Below are 17563 nucleotides of genomic sequence, written 5' to 3'. Positions count from 1 at the left end.
CTCAATTTTTTACTGTTATCGTTTTCGCTAGTACTTCTGAACTATTGCTTCCCACCATTACTACAAATTCACCAGCATCTGCTTTCTTTTCTAAGTTCACATGGATATATGCCAGTTCCTCTACTGAAATTTCCCATGTAACAAGCTTGCTTTCACTGGCTGGAACGACACATGCTTCAAAGCCTTTTAATTCTTTCATTGGACGAACAACTTCTCCGACAATGTCTCGGACATACCATTGAACCGTTTCCGTTACCGGTTGATTGCTATTGTTTTGAAGTGTGACACTTGCACTGATTTTGCCATCTAGCCCAATCGTTTCTTCTTGAATCACTAAATCTTGATAACTTACCTTATCGTAGCTTAAACCGTAACCAAAAGGATACAACGGTTCATTTGAAACATCTAAATATTTCGATACATATTTGTTATCAGCATCATTCGCATCAATGGGACGTCCCGTATTAAAATGATTGTAATAAACTGGAATTTGTCCAACATTTCGAGGGAAACTCATTGTCAATCTACCTGTTGGCGCGGTTTCACCAAATAAAATTTCCGTAACAGCTTGAGCTCCTTTGGTTCCCGGGAACCACGCCTCGACTAATCCATCAGATAACTCCGCTACTTCTGTCAAATCAAGTGGTCGGCCATTAAATGTCACTACAACAATTGGTTTTCCATGGACTTTCAGCTCACGTAACAACGTCAATTGAGCGGTTGGCAACTGAATATTTGTACGACTACTTGCCTCGCCACTCATATCAGCTGTTTCACCTAAGAAGAGGATTATTTTATCTGTTTTTTCTGCAGCTTTATGAGCAGCTGTTAACTCCTCATCCGTCAGCTCCCAAATGCCTGAAGTTGCAACAAATTCAATGGATTCCTTACGCTTGCTTGCCACTTCTTTAATGGTTTCGGTTTCGCTTGGATTCCCTTTCCAACTCCAGTTCCCTAAAAGATCATGATACTCTACAAAAGGTCCGACAAACGCTACTTTTTCTTGTTTTTGAAGAGGGAGTACATTCTGTTTATTTTCCAGTAAGACAATAGATTCTCTAGCTGCTTGTAGCGCAATCTCTTGATGTTCTTTACTAAAAACAAGAGCAGCTTCTTGCTCTTCATTTACTCCACGATAGGGGTTTTCAAATAACCCTAAATCATTTTTCAGCTCTAAAATTCGTAAAACAGCCTCATCAATTAAATCCGTCGCAATTTTTCCTTCTGCTACTAATTCTTTTAAGAAATGTTGGTAACAAAATGCCATCATTTCAATATCAACACCTGCTTCAAGTGATAATGCGGCGGCTTCTTTTTCATTTGCTGCCACGCCATGTGCGACAACTTCTTTAGTTGCTGCCCAATCAGAAATTAAGACACCTTTAAAGCCAAATTCTTTACGTAAAATATCACGATTTAAATAGCGGTTAGCTGTCGCTGGAATGCCATCTACAGTATTAAAGGCTGTCATTACTAATTTACACCCTGCCTCTAGCGCTGCTTGATAAGCTGGCAAGTAAGACTCTCTTAACTGACGGTCTGACATGTTAACAGTATTGTACTCACGCCCGCCTTCTGGTGCACCATACGCAGCAAAATGTTTGACACACGCCGCGATTGTTAATGGGTCATTAGCCAAGTCACCTTGATATCCTTCAACAAAGGCTTTCGCATACAATTGATTCAAGTAAGGATCTTCTCCCGTACTCTCCATGACACGTCCCCAACGTGGATCTCGCACTAAATCAACCATTGGTGAAAAAGTAACATGTAATCCTGAAACAGCTGATTCAACTGCTGCCACCTGTGCGGTTTTCTTAACTAATTTTGGATTCCAACTTGAAGCTAAGCCTAACGGAATTGGGAAAATTGTCCGATAACCATGAACAATATCTGCCATAAATAGCAATGGAATTTGCAGGCGATTTTTCGATAAATATTTTGACTGCGCTTCCATTGTTGCCTTTGCTCCAGACAATCCTAAAACAGATCCCGCCTCATAGACACTTTTTTCAGTTAATCCTACTTCGGTCATTGGTCCTGTAATTTCTGCTTCTTCTTCTGTATAAAAATTTCCTGTTAATTGTTGTAATTGTCCAATCTTCTCTTCTAATGATAACTGCGCCACTAAGTTTACTAATTCTGTTTGCTTCAAAAAAGTCATCTCCTTATTTTATCGAAACGTTTCGATTGAGTTTGATTCTATTGTAAATGGTTAACGATTTTATTGCAAGCCCTTTCTTTTTAATTTTAACTCAAAAAAATAACCTTAGTCAGCTATCTTGCTACACTAAGGTTTTACTTATTTATCTAGTTTGAAAAATTTTTATTGTTAAATTTTTGACGATACTGATCATTCGCCCACTGACACCACTCTAATTCTGCTAAATCCATATCATAACGACGTTTACAAATTAAATAACGTCCAAATGATGATTCCCAACCTTCACCTGTTAAATCAGCACCAAACTGTTCGTCAATTTCATCTAACGTTTTCTTATGAATTGTTGCTAACTTTTGAAAATAGGCTTGTCGTTCTTGGAAAAGCTCTTCAACACGCTTAGGATCAATAATCGAAATAGCGTATAGCTTTCCTAAAAATTCATCTCTTGTAATTGGTTTAGCTGTTTTCCCTTGAATCCACTCTTGTAAGAATTCTTTTCCTTCATCTGTAATGGAATAGATTTTTTTATGAATTGGGTCATTTTCTGAAATATAGACAACATACCCTAATTTTTCGAGCTTATTTAAGAGCGGATAAATCTGACTGTGATGTGCCTGCCAAAATAATTCTAAGTATCCTTTTAATTCATAACCAGAGCATGGTTTACGAACTAGCATACTGAGTAATGTATAGCCTAATGAATTCATGATGACCCTCCTCTAATCCTTACACTTTTCTCTCTCTAGTATAACATGATTTTAAAAAAAGCAAACTATTATGTCAATATTTATATATGTAAATATTGACATATATATAAGAGTCTTCTATACTAATAAATAGATATACAAGGAGGAATACAAGTGGAAGAAAATCAAGATTATTTGAATGAATTAAATGAACTGCCTGTCGAAAAGCAGGAAAGTGTTTTAAAAGGGTTATTAAAACAACCGAAACCTGCTTGGGCTGTTGCCTTTGCTTGCGTTATTGCCTTTATGGGCATCGGTTTAGTTGATCCCATTTTAAAATCAATTTCAGAACAACTACATGCAACACCTGCACAAACGTCTTTATTATTTACCAGTTACATGCTTGTTACTGGTATTGTTATGCTCTTTTCTGGCTTTATCTCAAGTCGAATTGGTGCAAAGCGAACTTTATTATATGGTCTAGTCATTATTATTATCTTTGCAATTCTAGGTGGACTTTCTAATTCTGTTGGTCAACTTGTTGGCTTTCGTGCCGGCTGGGGATTAGGAAATGCTTTATTTATTTCAACTGCTTTATCTGCAATTGTTGGTGTAAGTGTTGGCGGAACCGAACAATCGATTATTATGTACGAAGCTGCAATGGGACTAGGAATGTCTGTTGGGCCTTTACTAGGAGGAATTTTAGGTAGTTTTTCTTGGCGTGCACCGTTCTTTGGCGTTGCAACCTTAATGGCTGTCGCTTTTATTTCCGTAACCATTTTATTAGAAAAAATTCCAAAACCTGAGAAAAAAGTCGGTTTTTGGGATGCTTTACGCGCTTTAAAACATAAAGGTTTATTGATTACAGGAATTACTGCGCTTTTCTATAATTTCGGTTTCTTTACTTTATTGGCCTATTCACCTTTTAGAATGGAAAGTTACAGCGCGATGCAAGTAGGTTTCGTCTTCTTTGGCTGGGGACTTTGTTTAGCTATCTCCTCTGTTTTCCTAGCTCCAAAATTACAAGAAAAATTCGGCACTAAAAACATGATGTATACCGCATTACTATTATTTGCCTTTGATTTAATGATTATGGGCTTTGGTGCAAACAACAGTACTGTCATTTCCGTTTGCATCATTATTGCTGGTCTTTTCCAAGGGATTAACAACACTTTAATCACCACTGCAGTAATGGAAGTCGCACCCGTTGAACGTTCAATCGCATCTTCTGCTTACAGCTTTATTCGTTTTACAGGTGGCGCTTTGGCTCCCTGGTTAGCTGGAAAATTAGCTGACTGGTATAATCCTCATGTTACTTTCTGGTTTGCAGCAGCAGCCGTTGCTGTTGGCGCACTTGTCTTATTTGCTGGACGTCGTTATTTAGATAATATTGAATAGATTGGGGAAGATTTTATGAATTTATTAGTACCTATGGATATGGATGAAACATCAAAACATGCGTTGCAAGAAGCTATTACACTAGCAAAAAGCTTTAAAGAACAAGGAAAAATCACAATTTTGCACGTTATCAATCGAGAAATTGCTCCTGATGCTGTTGAAACAACGGTTGACTTAGAGTCAAAACTTCACGAAGAAACAAATGCTTACTTAACTAAAGTTAAAAACGTAGTTGAAAAAGCTAATTTAGCGGTAGAAATCGTAGCTCTTGAAGGATTTGCAGCCACTAAAATTCTTGATTTTGAAAAAAAGAATCCCGTTGATTTTATCGTTATCGGTCATCATAATCGTAAAGGTTTGGATCGAATCGTTGTTGGAAGTGTTTCTAAAAAAATTATTCACGATGCAGCTTGTCCCGTTATCGTTGTAAAATAAAACTATTTAAAAAACGTCAAAGGATTTAAAAATCCTTTGACGTTTTTTAATGCTAGCTTTCGTTTTCATTCCCGGTCCAAATAAAAAAATCCAAATTTTCTTTTACGCAATCTATCGCCGTCTCTATTTTTATATTTTTCTTCTTTGCTAAATAATTAAAAGTGTTCGTTAGCATCTCTACATAATTCCCCACTTGAATGTCTCGTTCTACCGCCCAGTTCATCGCCTCAATTCCGTCTGATTCAACAAGTAAACGGTTTAAGGGAACTTTTTCAACCACTTGTTTTACTGCGGCATCTGTTGCAAAAGAGGGACCGATTGAAAAATAACAATCTTGTTCTATATATGCATCTAGATGATCCATACTAGAATACCAATGAACCAAATAACGATTAGGGTACTCTTTTATTATTTCGGCAATTTCTTTTTCCATTCCTTTTGTATGGAGAATTACTGGCTTTTTATGTGTTACTCCATATGCCAACTGTTGTTTAAAAATAGTCATTTGAACATCCATATCTACCTCACACCAAATAGAATCCAAGCCAATTTCACCGATAACGGCAACTTGTTGAAAGCATGTTTCCATCTCTTTCCAGTCACTTTCACCTGCCTTCCACGGGTGAATCCCAGCGCTTAGAATTACTTTTGAATCCTTACATAGTCGTTTTTGATGCTGGTCAAATTCAGATTTTGAGTCACAATTTAAGATTCCAAAAATAGATTCGTCTTTTAACAAGGAGTAAAAATCGGTTTGTTTTATATGAAAATGTGCATCACTTAACATTTTTACCTTACCGCCTTTTTAAATTGTGATAAATTTCAGCTCTTAACGCAAGATTTTCAGTACCCTCTTCACGGGTATCAGTAGATGCTTCGATGTTAAATTCTTTTCTTATTTTAGAAGGACTGCCTCCTACTATTAAAATTCGATCTGATAAATAAAGAGCCTCATCAATGTCATGAGTCACTAGAAGTACCGTTTTATTCACTGTTTGTCTTAAGGTACGCAACCACGCTTGCATTTCACCTCTCGTAATCACGTCTAACGCTCCAAAAGGTTCATCTAACAAGAGAATATCTGCATCACAACGCACTGTTCTTAAAAAAGCGACTCGTTGCCGCATCCCACCAGACAACTCACTAGGGTATGCATTCTCATAGCCTTTCAAACCAAACGCTTCAAGTTGTTGCATCACTTCTTCTTGATTGTATTTTTCTTTATGAATGCGCTGATATAAGCAGACATTTTGTAACACCGTCTCCCATTCTAATAAAAGGTCTTCTTGAGGCATATAGGAAAATTTTAAAGACAATCCCTCCACTACTTTCCCATCTACTAAAATGCGACCATTTTGCTTTTCTGTTAGACCCGTTAACAACTTTAAAATAGTGGATTTCCCGCAGCCACTAGGTCCTAAAATTGTGACAAATTCTCCTTTATCAACTTGAAAGGAAAACTCTTCAATAATTTTCTTCTTTGAATAAGCGAACGCAATAGATTCAACCCTTAATTTCATATCACTCACCCTCACTCAAAAATTGATTTGTGTACTGCTCATCTGCAGCAATTTTTTTAGGAATCAAGTTATTATCAAACAGAAAATCTGTATACCCATCCCAAATTTCAGCCTTCATTTCTCCCCATTTTTCAGGATTTTCACAATAATTTTTTGACACAAAACGTTGCGATTTTTTTAAGAATTCACTATCATAATCACTCGCATATTCATGAAGAATTTCTGCTGAAGCATCTGGATGTTTAATCGATTCCTGATATCCTTTTTTGGTGGCTGCTAAAAATGCTGTAACTGTAGCTGGATCTTCATCAATCATTTTTTTATTCGTTATGATGACGGGTGTGTAATAATCTAAACGCTTATCTAACGTTCGCAAAGGCAGATAGTTTAACTTTGCATTAGCCATTTCAGCCTTAACGTTATCCCAACCTTCGTAAAACCATTTGATGTCCACGTCTTTACCTAATGAATCAAATCCACCACCAGAATCTCCTACTAATGTCAGTTTGTTGAAATCTGCACCAACATTGTTCATAACTGCTTTGATGGTCGCTTCTTCACTTGGCGCTTGCCAACCAGAATAGACTTTTCCTTCAAAATCTTTTGGACTTTTAATGCCACTATTTTTAGCACTCGCAAAGCCGGAAGTGTTGTGTTCCATAATCGTAGCAATCGTCTTAATCGGTAATTTATCCTCTGAAGTCAATGCATAAGTAACATCTTCTTGATAACTGATCCCAAATTGACCTTTTCCCGTTGCAACTAAAGTAGCTGAAGTGTTTTCGTTACCAGGCTCAACAAATTGAACATTTAAACCCGCTTTTTTATAGTATCCCTTTTTCAAGGCTACATACATTCCCGTATGATTTGTATTTGGTACAAAATCTAAAATAACTGTCACATCTTTTAATTTTTTGGCTTTTTGACTTTTTTTCGACTCCTGACTACATCCAACTAAACTGCCGATGAAAATAAATGCTATTATTGCTACTACTATTTTTTTCATATTCTTTTTCCCCTTTTTAAATAAACCAATTTTTCAAGTAATTTTACTACACCATTCATAAATAAACTCAATAAAATAATGACCACTACACAGGCAAATACCTTATCTAACATGTACCCATTTTTCACTCGAATCATGTAATAGCCCAAGCCTGCTGAAGCGTTTAGCCACTCTCCTACAATCGCACCACCAATGCAATATGTTGCTGCAACACGTAAGCCAGAAAAAAATCCGCCAATCGCTGCTGGGATTTTAACCAATCGATACAATTGTTCCTTACTTGCACCAAACGTTTTGAGTAAATTTAATTGCGCCACTTCAACTTTCCCTAAAGCATCTGAAAATGAAACGACCATTGGAAAAAAACACATCAAGATCACCATTACAATTTTAGGTGCCATACCAAAACCCAACCAAATCGAAAATAGCGGTCCTAAAATCATCACTGGAATGGTTTGGGAAACAACAAAATGTGGGTAAATTGAAAACTTAATCGTTTGAGAAGCATCCATTATTAGTGCCATTCCAAAAGCTAATATACTGGCAATCACCAATCCAATCGTTGCCTCAGTCAATGTAACGACTCCATGCATCGCCAATATCGAACGGTTCTCAAACAATGTCTTTATAATCTTAGAGGGCGCTGGCAAAATATACAGCGGGATTCCGCCAATGGAAACTAGCATCTCCCAAATCATCAAAATTGCAAGAAATGTCACTAGCGGATAGACTAACGTTTTCTTTTTCATACTAACTCCTAACCAATAAAAAAACTGCGCCCACGGAAAGTAGGCACAGTAAAAGAACACGTTCACTCCCTACGATGGTACTAACCAACAGGTTCAACGGGTCTAAGCTCACAGCTTACTCTCAGGCCATTTATGACCTCCCCACGCTTTATATTAAGTTTATTTTAATTGACACAAGTGTACTATAAAAAAATTAAGAATACAATGGACAAAATAAATAACAACCGAAATCATTCCTGTGCTATACTTTAATGAGTGACTAGTCTAGTATTACAAACAATAGGGGGATTTAAAAAATGTTCTATCTTTTTTTATTTATTTTGTTAATAATTATTATTCCAAAACACACTAAAGTTGAAAAAGAAGCAAGCCATTTATTTATCGATATGTATAAAATACCTGTCAAAAAAGTGAAAAATCCAGTGAAACAGGTTTTTCTAATAGAAAAATATTTTAATATTAAAGGATTTCATTCTTATCAGATAACGACTCTTTGGATTATCTTTGGATCAATTATTGGTGGTGCTGTCTTAGCTCTATTAGGGGTCGCGATAGGTACCTCTATAAATAATCCCACTTTACTTGGTATCCTGTTTTTTTTAGGTCTATTCATTTTGATTGTGGGTGTAATATATAGTTGGATTCGCATCTTTAGAATGCATTCCAAAATTAGACCTCAATCTTGGATAAGATTATTTAATTACGTCGATCCAGAATTGGATACACAATTTATGCAAGAAAAAAAATGGCAAAAATTCTTATTATTAACTTTAATTGAAAATAAAAACTAACCAAGCAAAGAGTCACGGAACAGTCATTCCGTGACTCTTTATTTTTCTTCAGACCTTACTTTATCTGATTTAAATTCCAAATAATCCTTAAAATCTTCAATCAAATAAGCTTGTGTTTCTTCGGCTAATCCATGTGTTTTAAGTAAGATAAATTGGCTCAATTCCTCTATACATTCTTGTTCCTTTGAATAGTGGATATTATTTTCATTAATTAAGGTTGAAATGCTGACATTAAAGTAATCAGCAACCTTTTGCAAGCGGTCAACCGAAGGAGATTGGTGCTCCCATTTTCGAATCGTGCTATTTCCAAAATTCAAGGTGCGTTCTAATTCTGCAATTGAAATCTTTTTCTCTTTTGCTAATAATCTTATTTTTTCATAAATACTCATTTTATCAACCTTTCTAGCTTTACAAACTAAAAAAGTTTTAGCTAATAATCTAAAATATTTTGACTTTTAGAATATCAACCGTTATAATAAGTTTGTAAGCATAGTTTTATATAACTATTGTGTCTTGGCGGACAAAGTAATAACAAATAAAACAATAAATGGGTTATTTGAACCAATTGGTTATCATTACTATGCTTATACTATACCATAGGCCATTATCCAATTCAATATTCGAAGAATATAATATAAGACGATTAGCTTAACTAATCTTTTTGTTCTTTTTTCACTTTATCTGTTTTAAATTCCAAGTAGTCTTTAAAATCTTGAATCAAATAAGCTTGTAACTCTTCTTTTAAATCACTTGTTTGTAAAAGTATAAAATGGCTTAATTCACTAGCATAGTTATCCTCTTGCTCATTTAGTAACATTGAAATAGACACATTAAAATAATTTGATACCTTATGTAAACGGTCAACTGATGGTGATTGTTTTTCCCATTTTCGAATGGTACTATTCCCAAAATGCAACGTTCGCTCTAGTTCTGCAATTGTTACTCCTCTTTGCTTTGATAAAAATTTAATTTTTTCATAGATATTCATTGGATCACCTTTCTGCTCGCTAAATCGCTTAAAAAATTGATTTTCCAAGTGATCTACAAGCCTTGTTTATATAGTTTATTATGTCTGGCGGACAAATTGTATTTAATTAACAGCAGTTATATTATAACATACCTTATGTTACCTTTCAAATAAATAAAAATGACATTAGATAGATTTCTCTACCCAATGTCATTTTTTCTAATCTAATTCAACTCCATTTGTTGCAATCACTTTTTTATACCAATAAAATGATTTTTTAGCTGAACGATCTAAGGTTCCATTTCCGTCATTGTCTTTATCAACATAAATAAAACCATAGCGTTTTTTCATTTCCCCTGTACCAGCACTGACTAAATCTATACAGCCCCATGGCGTATAACCCCAACATTCAACGCCATCCGCAATAGCTTCACCCATTTCACGAACGTGCTCACGTAAATAATCAATACGGTAATCATCATTGATACTTCCATCTGCTTCCACAGCATCAACGGCACCTAATCCATTTTCCACTACAAACAAAGGTTTTTGGTAACGATCATAAATCGCATTCATCGTCACTCTTAACCCAAGTGGGTCAATTTGCCAGCCCCATTCGCTTGCTTTTAAATAGGGGTTTTTTAATGTAGCAAATACATTGCCTTCCGTTTGACTGTTAACTTCTGGATCGGCACTTGTTAAGCGTGATGAGTAGTAACTGAAAGAAACATAATCGACTGTATTTTCTTTCAATACTTCTAAATCACCTGCTGCTATATCTAAAGAAATATTATTTTCTTTGAAGAAGCGTTTGCTATAGCTTGGATAATAGCCACGAGCTTGAACATCAATAAAGAAATAGCCTTCACGATCTGCTTCAAGAGCTGCCCAAACATCTTTTGGATTACATGTATTTGGATAAGTGGTTCCAGCTGCTAACATGCAACCAATTTTGTTTTCTGAATCAATTTCATGTCCTAATTTTGTTGCTTTAGCAGATGCTACTAATTGATGATGCGCTGCTTGATACTTAGCTTGCATTGGGTTTTCTTCATCACTAACATCCATACCGCCACCGAAAAATGGAATGTGTAAGATCATGTTGATTTCATTAAATGTCATCCAGTATTTTACTTTTCCTTTGTAGCGTTTAAAAATAACGTCACAATAATTTAAATAAAAATCAACTAATTGACGATTTTTCCAACCACCATAATTTTCAAATAAAGCGACAGGTGTATCAAAGTGATTAATTGTAACCAACGGTTCAATTCCATATTTATGACATTCATCAAATAAATCATCATAAAATTTCAATCCTGCTTCATTAGGTATTTTTTCATCTCCATTTGGAAAAATACGTGCCCAACAAATCGATGTTCTAAACGTTTTAAAACCCATCTCGGCTAACATTTTTAAATCTTCTTTATAACGATGATAAAAATCGATTGATTGATGACTCGGATAAAAATCATACGTTGTTGCGATTGCTTCTTTTGGATTTGTCAACGCATCCCAACGACCATGAGCCGCATCAGGTAAAATATCAACGGGTGATAACCCTTTTCCATCTTCTAAATACGCACCTTCACATTGGTTAGCAGCAACTGCACCGCCCCATAAAAAATCTTTTGGAAAATTTGATTCTACTTTACTCATTTTAAATGCCCCCTTAATCTATTTACATGTCTCTGTTTAATTTTGTTTACGGTTTCATCCTATCATATGTAATGCATTACATGTCAAATTAGTTTTTTAAATAAAAAAACTAACAAGAAAAATCTCATTAGCTTTCTTAAACAACTATTTTATTTTGTGTAATATCCGGTAAAATCAATATTCGCGTCAAGCATTCCATCATATCCTTCTAACTGATAGTCACTTGCAAATTGCCACATACCGGTTAAAATTTCAGGTTTTTCATCCGCCCAATAAGCAACCCAATAATTTTTAGTTCTCAACTGTTCTGTATAAAAGCGAGTACCATACCATGATAGTGACGCATACATATCAATTTTCGGATACCCATTTTCAATCATTCGATCAAAGAAGGCATTGGCTTGATTTGTTAACGCAAGTGGATCTGTTGTCAAAACACTATTTTCTAAATCAAGTGCCATAACAGAGTCTTTCGGAACATTGTACTGATTCGCAATTTTAGTAAACCAATCTGCTTCTGCTTTTGCATTTTCAACACTGTTCATCCAGCTAAAGTGGTAAAAATTCACTTTTAAACCTGCAGCCGTTGCTTTTGATATCTGCTCCTTTGCTTCTGGACTATAATACGGAGCATCATCTTCCATACCTTCTGTTAGTTTGATAACAACCGCTTCAATTCCTTGCTCTTTCCATTTTTTAAAATCAATATCACTTGCTTTTTGATAACTTGAAATATCAATTACATTCGGTTGCCATTGAGTTGCTCTTTGACTAAAATTCACTTTTGGAATGCCATCCTCACTACTTGTTGCTTCAACTTGTAAACTTTTCATCCCACACAGCAAAACAACTAAGCCTAAAAGAACTGCTACTTTTTTCTTCATTTTTAACCCTCTTTTCTATTTTTATAAAAACAAACGAATTCATATACTTATTTTAATTTATATTTAAAGATTTAAAAAGTTATTTTTTTGCGTTCTAGTATGTAAAAAGGTCTTCCAATAAAAAAAAGATTGTCTAAGTAATAGACAATCCTTTTATTTAATATTTAAAAAACAACAACAGGAATACCTGCTTCAACCATATCATACAATTGAGTCATAATCGCCGGTGGTGTGTTAATACAACCATGTGATCCAACCGTTTGATACAATGTTCCACCATAAGCTGGTTGCCAAGGTGAATCATGAATTCCAACTCCTGTAGTGTCAATCGGCATCCAATGATCTACTGGTGTCGCATAATCTTCTCCACGCAATGTTGCATTTCGTTCTTTATTCCACACACTAAAAACACCGGGTGGTGTTGGTGTTGCTGGTTTTCCAGTAACAACATCCGTGTCTAACACTTTGGCACCATCTTTGTAATACCACATATGTTGACTAGCCAAATCAACTTCGATATAGGTATTTCCAATATCATCACGTCCATAGCCAGACCCACTTACAATTGGCTTACGATCGGTTAAATTTTTTTCAGCTAAAATATCTTTTGCTAATGCTGGGGCTTCATCTTCTGCGTTGAGTGTCCATCCATAAATACCTGGTGGCACTTGGACTTCTCCTCGATTAGTACTTTTAAAAGTTCTGGTTTTTTTATACGTACTATATTGATTACTTAACTCAGTCACATATTTTTCCACTCCAGCTTCATCTACAGCAACCTCACCCTTGTCATTCTCACCTAGCCAGCTTAGCAAGGTTTCGTGGGGAACCGTTACTGATTGTCCACTGATATTGTAAGTAATGGTTAATTTACTTAACGATTCTAATTTTGCCAAACGATCTTTTAATGCTTTATCATTTGAATAAACAGTTGGTTTTTGATACGTGTCGTCTAAAGTAATGTCTGTCTTACCTTCATCGATACTTTTCTTCAACCAAGCTTTAACTTTAGCTTCATCAAAGGTATTTCCTAGAATTTCTTTTTTGATTGAAAAACCAGTTGCTGTTTTTTCAACTTTCGCATTCTCCGGTTTCACACGTTCAGAGCTTGTTAACGGTAGTTTTGCAAAATAAGCATCAAAGGTAGCCTCATTAAATGTGACATCCTTCATCTCTTCCTTATCACCCTTAGAACCCATCATTCGAACAGGCCATGACCAAGGATTTTGTTTCGATTTCAAATTTTTAAGATTTTTAGTAAAGTCATCTGTAATTCCTATTTCCTGACCCTTAAATGAAAATAATTCTTTTTCACCCTCTGTTACTTTAAATACTTTATCTTGATAATGACTTTTCAAAGCAGCGTTTGCTTCAGAAATTGTTTTATTTTCAATGGCAACACCATCAACAACTGTCTTTGGAAGAAACTTGGTTTGATACCCAATGCTCTTAAAACTATAAAAACCCACTATTAGAATAAGGATTGCTAAAATTATACCAATCGTCGTCTTCTTCATACTCATTGATTTCATTCCTTTTTTAGCAATTAGTGATTGCTTAATTTTCTATGCTACTAATTTTTTGTTAGCATGTATTTATTTTATCATTTTTTTGAAACATATTAAACAATTATAGCACATCTAGCGTTATCTTTTAACATTCTTAAGTAATTTGTCACTTTTATAACCTTCTACATTAGTCTATGAACTTTTTCAATCACTTGTTGCATTTCAATAAAGCTTGGAACTTTTGAAATCCAAATACATAAAAGTTCCTTTGGAAAATCAAGCTTTTGATTCGTAATAACTACATCAGGCTGTAACAAAATAATTTCATCGATTGCAGAAGGTTTGTCACAAAAATCAACAAATTCAATTGAGCGATTAAGATTAACCTCCAAATTTTCTCGAACAAATTGCAACCAAATAGGATAACTATTCACCGCGAGAACTACTATTTTTTTATCTTGTTGATGTTGTGACTGACAAGCGATTAATAATAAAGTTAGCTCTATCATCAAATCCTCAAAATAAGAAATTTCAGTTATCAAATCACGAGGAAGCAACTTGCTGTTTCCTTTTATCACATCTAACCAGTCGCCATAACACGCTTCCACCTCTAAACTAATTCCCTCTTCCGTTTTTTGTAGTAATTTAGACACTTTTCCCAACACTACTTTTGTGTTTAACAATTGATAACAATGCTCTCCGTACTCTTTTTCAATTCCTTTTAAGCTTGTATTTCGGCATACTGCAGCTGAAAAATCCATACAGCATTCAAGCATTTTCCTCGTGGCATTATTAAAAATAGAAGGATGTTCATCCACAACCACTTCTGAAGACAACGATGCTTCTAAGAGAACAATAAATAAAAATCCCTGCTCTTCTCTGCATAAACTAACGTTATTTTCTAATTTTAAACTGTTCAATAGTTTATTTAATGGTTTCTCATATTTTAAAAACGACTCTTTATAAAATAACGATAAATCCGAATCCGAATACAAACCAATTTGAAGATCACACTCTAGTCTTTTTGCAATAATATAACTCCATGAAACGGCGAGATCAATCTGAAAACGTTGCTTCTCAAGAATTGCTTCAAAAAATTCTTGAAACAATCTAAAGGTCACACTATTTTCTTTTCGTACTGATACTATCTCTGAAGAACTAAACAACAAACGACTGTAAAAATAGCGAATATTGATCTCATCTCCTTCAATAATCAACTTGGAAGGATGAATCGTTAAATCAAACTCTAATAAAATAGTATTCAATTTTTTAAAATATTTTTTTGTAGTATCTTCACCAATATGTAAAACTTCCGACCATTCGCCGATAGAGCATTGTTTATTCACTAGTAATCCCTTTAAAATTTCTACCATAGGAGATTGATTCAACACTTTTTCATATAAAATAGCCATTGGCTCATATGGGCATTTTTTTAAATAAAGTCCACTTTTTCGAGTTGTCTCAATTTCCCAATTTTCAGGAAGTAACCCTCTTATCTTTTCAAAATCATTTAAAACAGTACGTTTAGAACAATTTAATTTTATCGAAATCTCACCATAAGTTAGTCCGATTTTCCCTGATTCCAATAAACTAAGAATTGTTAATTGTCTTCTAATATCTTTTTCAATAATTAACTTTTCGATTGTTTTATTCATTTATAAAACTCCTTAAAATAACAAAACTATATTCGTTTAAGTTTTTATTATACTTTATTTACATTAAAAAAAAAGTAGATTTTAAAAAAACAAGTTATTTCAATTGTTATTTTTTCATCCATCACTGCAAAAAATCCTTTTTAAATGAACTCATAATTCCTATATACTAAAGTTAAATTAAAAAAGATTAAAAAATCGGTACCAAAAGGGAGAAAATGAAAATGAAATTAATGAAACCACTTATGCTAGTTGCAACAATTGGGGTAGGTTTAGTCGCTTTTAACCAAGAAAGTTTAGCTCATGGTTATATTTTACAACCTGAAAGTCGAGCATATAAAGGAACTGCCTCAGGCGGAAACTTAAATAAAGAAGTAGGTCGAGCACAATGGGAACCCCAAAGTATTGAAGCTCCTAAAGGCTTTCCTAGTGCTGTTAATAGCCCACAAGACGGAAAGATTGCCAGTGGTGGTGTTAGCGGATTTGAACCAATGGATGTACAAAATACTAAATGGCATCAAACAGACATCACTACAGGTAAATTAGATATCACTTGGCAATTAACAGCTCCTCACAGCACTCATAGTTGGAATTATTTCATTACAAAACAGGGATGGAATCCCAATGAACCACTAAAACGTGAGAATTTAGAAAAAATTTCAACAAAAAATGATTTTGGAAAAATTCCTGAAAAAATAGTTACACAACAAATAACTATTCCTTCAGATCGTACTGGATATCATGTTATTGTAGGTGCATGGGACATTTCAGATACTGACTTTGCTTTTTATCAAGTAATTGATGTAAATGTTAAAAATGGTCCAGTGGAAGAAGATACACAAGCTCCTACTAGCCCAACTGAATTAAAAGCAAACCATACAGCATTTAACCAAATTAAACTTTCGTGGAAATCTTCTACTGATAACGTTGGAATTTCAAAATATGAAATTTTACGTGATGGTAAAGTAATTGATTCAACAAAGGATACTGCCTTCGATGATTTAAACGTAACTGAAAAAACAACTTATCGCTATGAAATCCGAGCACTTGATGCTGCAGGAAATGTATCAAAAAATAGCAAAGCATTAACCGTTAAAACACCAGAAAAACCATTAATAGATACTGAGAAACCTTCAACACCAGAAGGTTTAATGGGACATATGACAACCGCCACCTCTGCAATGTTACATTGGAATGCTTCAACTGATAATGTTGCAGTAACTGGTTATGAAATTTATCGTGATGGAAAATCAATCAAAGTAACAACAGATTTAATGTATACAGATAAAGAGCTTAAAGCAAATACAACTTATAAATATAGTATTGTTGCATTTGACGCAGCTGGCAATCGTTCAGCTAACAGCCAAATCATTTCTGTCACAACAAAAGAGCAAGAAAAACCAGATCCTTCAACAACTTGGAATGCTAATACTGTTTATCTATATAATGAAAACGTAATGTATAATGGTCTAGAATATAAAGCAAGATGGTGGACACAAGGTGAGCAACCAGACATTTCAGATGTTTGGCAATTAATTACTCCTAACGCTTCAGTTGATTGGAACTCAAGCAAAGCATATACTGGTGGAGATAAAGTTGTTTATCAAGGAAATAACTACATCGCAAAATGGTGGAGCCAAAATAATCGTCCTGATCAAACTGACTCTTGGATGTTAGAAAAATAACGAATCTAAAAAGAATCCTTTAGCTATTTTAGCTAAAGGATTCTTTTTAGATTACTATTCAATTACTCACTATATACTTACTTAGCTTTTGCTCTCATCTTATTCTTAAGAGTCATACTGCTTTGAAAAGTAACCCGTTTAGTACTTGATAGATGCTTAAAAATCATTGTCACGTAACTGTACTAGGTAATAGCACTTGTAATAGATGGCTTTAGAATACCTCTAACGTATCTATATTTAGATTTACACCTCTAGCCATAACTTTATTCGCTTCTTATTTTGAAATTATGCTTTTAGCCCATTAGGTATCTTCTAAGCTATCTTTTGCTTTGTAATATACAAAAAAAAGCACCTAGTAAACTACTAGATGCTTAAATCAGTTGCGTGGCAACGTCCTACCCTCACAAGGGGAAACCCCTAACTACTATCGGCGCTGAGAAGCTTAACTTCTGTGTTCGG

The 17563-nt window shown here is 34.6% G+C and carries 16 protein-coding genes, 1 rRNA gene and 1 riboswitch; of the genes, 4 read left to right on the top strand and 13 right to left on the bottom strand.

The genetic code is table 11. The features are described from left to right. Position 1: 1 nt before the first annotated feature. Both AC07SW_RS11285 and AC07SW_RS11280 read right to left on the bottom strand, forming a co-directional pair. The gene (locus AC07SW_RS11285) at positions 2–2155 is read right to left on the bottom strand and encodes a glycoside hydrolase family 3 N-terminal domain-containing protein (RefSeq protein WP_494632903.1); all 2154 of its coding nucleotides are present in this window, start codon (positions 2153–2155) and stop codon (positions 2–4) included. Positions 2156–2310: 155 nt separating this feature from the next. Next, the gene (locus AC07SW_RS11280; RefSeq protein WP_034572874.1) at positions 2311–2871 is read right to left on the bottom strand and encodes a PadR family transcriptional regulator; all 561 of its coding nucleotides are present in this window, start codon (positions 2869–2871) and stop codon (positions 2311–2313) included. Between the two features lie 153 nt (positions 2872–3024). Here AC07SW_RS11280 and AC07SW_RS11275 point away from each other — a divergent pair, with 153 nt between their 5' ends. Continuing rightward, positions 3025–4248 carry an MFS transporter gene (locus AC07SW_RS11275; RefSeq protein WP_119907323.1) on the top strand — a complete coding sequence of 408 codons (1224 nt, stop codon included), beginning with the start codon at positions 3025–3027 and terminating at the stop codon, positions 4246–4248. Between the two features lie 15 nt (positions 4249–4263). Continuing rightward, positions 4264–4683, top strand: a complete 420-nt coding sequence (locus AC07SW_RS11270; protein WP_034572870.1) for a universal stress protein — start codon at positions 4264–4266, stop codon at positions 4681–4683. Positions 4684–4735: 52 nt separating this feature from the next. Here the strand turns inward: AC07SW_RS11270 and AC07SW_RS11265 are convergent, their stop codons facing one another. The 4 genes from AC07SW_RS11265 to AC07SW_RS11250 are packed head-to-tail and all read right to left on the bottom strand — an operon-like array spanning position 4736 to position 7958. Continuing rightward, positions 4736–5470: a TatD family hydrolase gene (locus AC07SW_RS11265; protein ID WP_494632901.1), complete on the bottom strand. Its 735-nt coding sequence runs from the start codon at positions 5468–5470 to the stop codon at positions 4736–4738. 7 nt (positions 5471–5477) lie between these two features. Then, the gene (locus AC07SW_RS11260; RefSeq protein ID WP_494632900.1) at positions 5478–6203 is read right to left on the bottom strand and encodes an ABC transporter ATP-binding protein; all 726 of its coding nucleotides are present in this window, start codon (positions 6201–6203) and stop codon (positions 5478–5480) included. 1 nt (position 6204) lies between these two features. Continuing rightward, a complete protein-coding gene (locus tag AC07SW_RS11255; protein WP_494632899.1) occupies positions 6205–7209 on the bottom strand; it encodes an ABC transporter substrate-binding protein in 1005 nt (334 codons plus the stop codon). After that, positions 7206–7958 (bottom strand): ABC transporter permease, encoded by a 753-nt coding sequence (locus AC07SW_RS11250; protein WP_119907327.1) that lies wholly within the window; start codon positions 7956–7958, stop codon positions 7206–7208. Before AC07SW_RS11250 ends, AC07SW_RS11255 begins: the two co-directional genes overlap by 4 nt. Positions 7959–8006: 48 nt before the next feature. Continuing rightward, positions 8007–8112: riboswitch (TPP riboswitch) on the bottom strand. Positions 8113–8254: 142 nt separating this feature from the next. On the opposite strand from AC07SW_RS11250, the gene AC07SW_RS11245 reads away from it, so the two are divergent. Then, on the top strand, positions 8255–8749 hold the full coding sequence (locus tag AC07SW_RS11245; protein ID WP_311908603.1) for a hypothetical protein: 495 nt from the start codon (positions 8255–8257) through the stop codon (positions 8747–8749). A gap of 38 nt (positions 8750–8787) precedes the next feature. Here AC07SW_RS11245 and AC07SW_RS11240 read toward each other — a convergent pair whose 3' ends face one another. From AC07SW_RS11240 to AC07SW_RS11215, 6 genes are all read right to left on the bottom strand, one after another. Next, the gene (locus tag AC07SW_RS11240) at positions 8788–9138 is read right to left on the bottom strand and encodes a helix-turn-helix domain-containing protein (protein ID WP_034572858.1); all 351 of its coding nucleotides are present in this window, start codon (positions 9136–9138) and stop codon (positions 8788–8790) included. 263 nt (positions 9139–9401) lie between these two features. After that, on the bottom strand, positions 9402–9737 hold the full coding sequence (locus AC07SW_RS11235; RefSeq protein WP_051915718.1) for a helix-turn-helix domain-containing protein: 336 nt from the start codon (positions 9735–9737) through the stop codon (positions 9402–9404). A 198-nt stretch (positions 9738–9935) separates the two neighbouring features. Next, complete coding sequence (locus tag AC07SW_RS11230; protein ID WP_494632897.1) at positions 9936–11375, bottom strand: 6-phospho-beta-glucosidase; 1440 nt, start codon at positions 11373–11375, stop codon at positions 9936–9938. A 149-nt stretch (positions 11376–11524) separates the two neighbouring features. Next, entirely contained in the window at positions 11525–12259 is a 735-nt protein-coding gene (locus AC07SW_RS11225) for a GH25 family lysozyme (protein WP_119907330.1), read from the bottom strand. 164 nt (positions 12260–12423) lie between these two features. Further along, on the bottom strand, positions 12424–13782 hold the full coding sequence (locus AC07SW_RS11220) for a L,D-transpeptidase family protein (RefSeq protein WP_119907331.1): 1359 nt from the start codon (positions 13780–13782) through the stop codon (positions 12424–12426). Between the two features lie 167 nt (positions 13783–13949). Beyond that, entirely contained in the window at positions 13950–15422 is a 1473-nt protein-coding gene (locus AC07SW_RS11215; RefSeq protein ID WP_494632896.1) for an AcpB/EbpR/MafR family transcriptional regulator, read from the bottom strand. Between the two features lie 221 nt (positions 15423–15643). Between AC07SW_RS11215 and AC07SW_RS11210 the strand changes: the two genes are divergently transcribed. Further along, the gene (locus AC07SW_RS11210; protein WP_494632895.1) at positions 15644–17104 is read left to right on the top strand and encodes a lytic polysaccharide monooxygenase; all 1461 of its coding nucleotides are present in this window, start codon (positions 15644–15646) and stop codon (positions 17102–17104) included. A gap of 382 nt (positions 17105–17486) precedes the next feature. Here AC07SW_RS11210 and rrf read toward each other — a convergent pair. Further along, positions 17487–17563 (bottom strand): 5S ribosomal RNA (gene rrf / locus AC07SW_RS11205); the annotation flags it as partial.

It is taken from the genome of Carnobacterium sp. GW821-FHT04C06, from assembly GCF_059420345.1.
The sequence above is the reverse complement of the archived record's forward strand: the minus strand, read 5'-3'. Positions and strand labels throughout refer to the sequence as shown.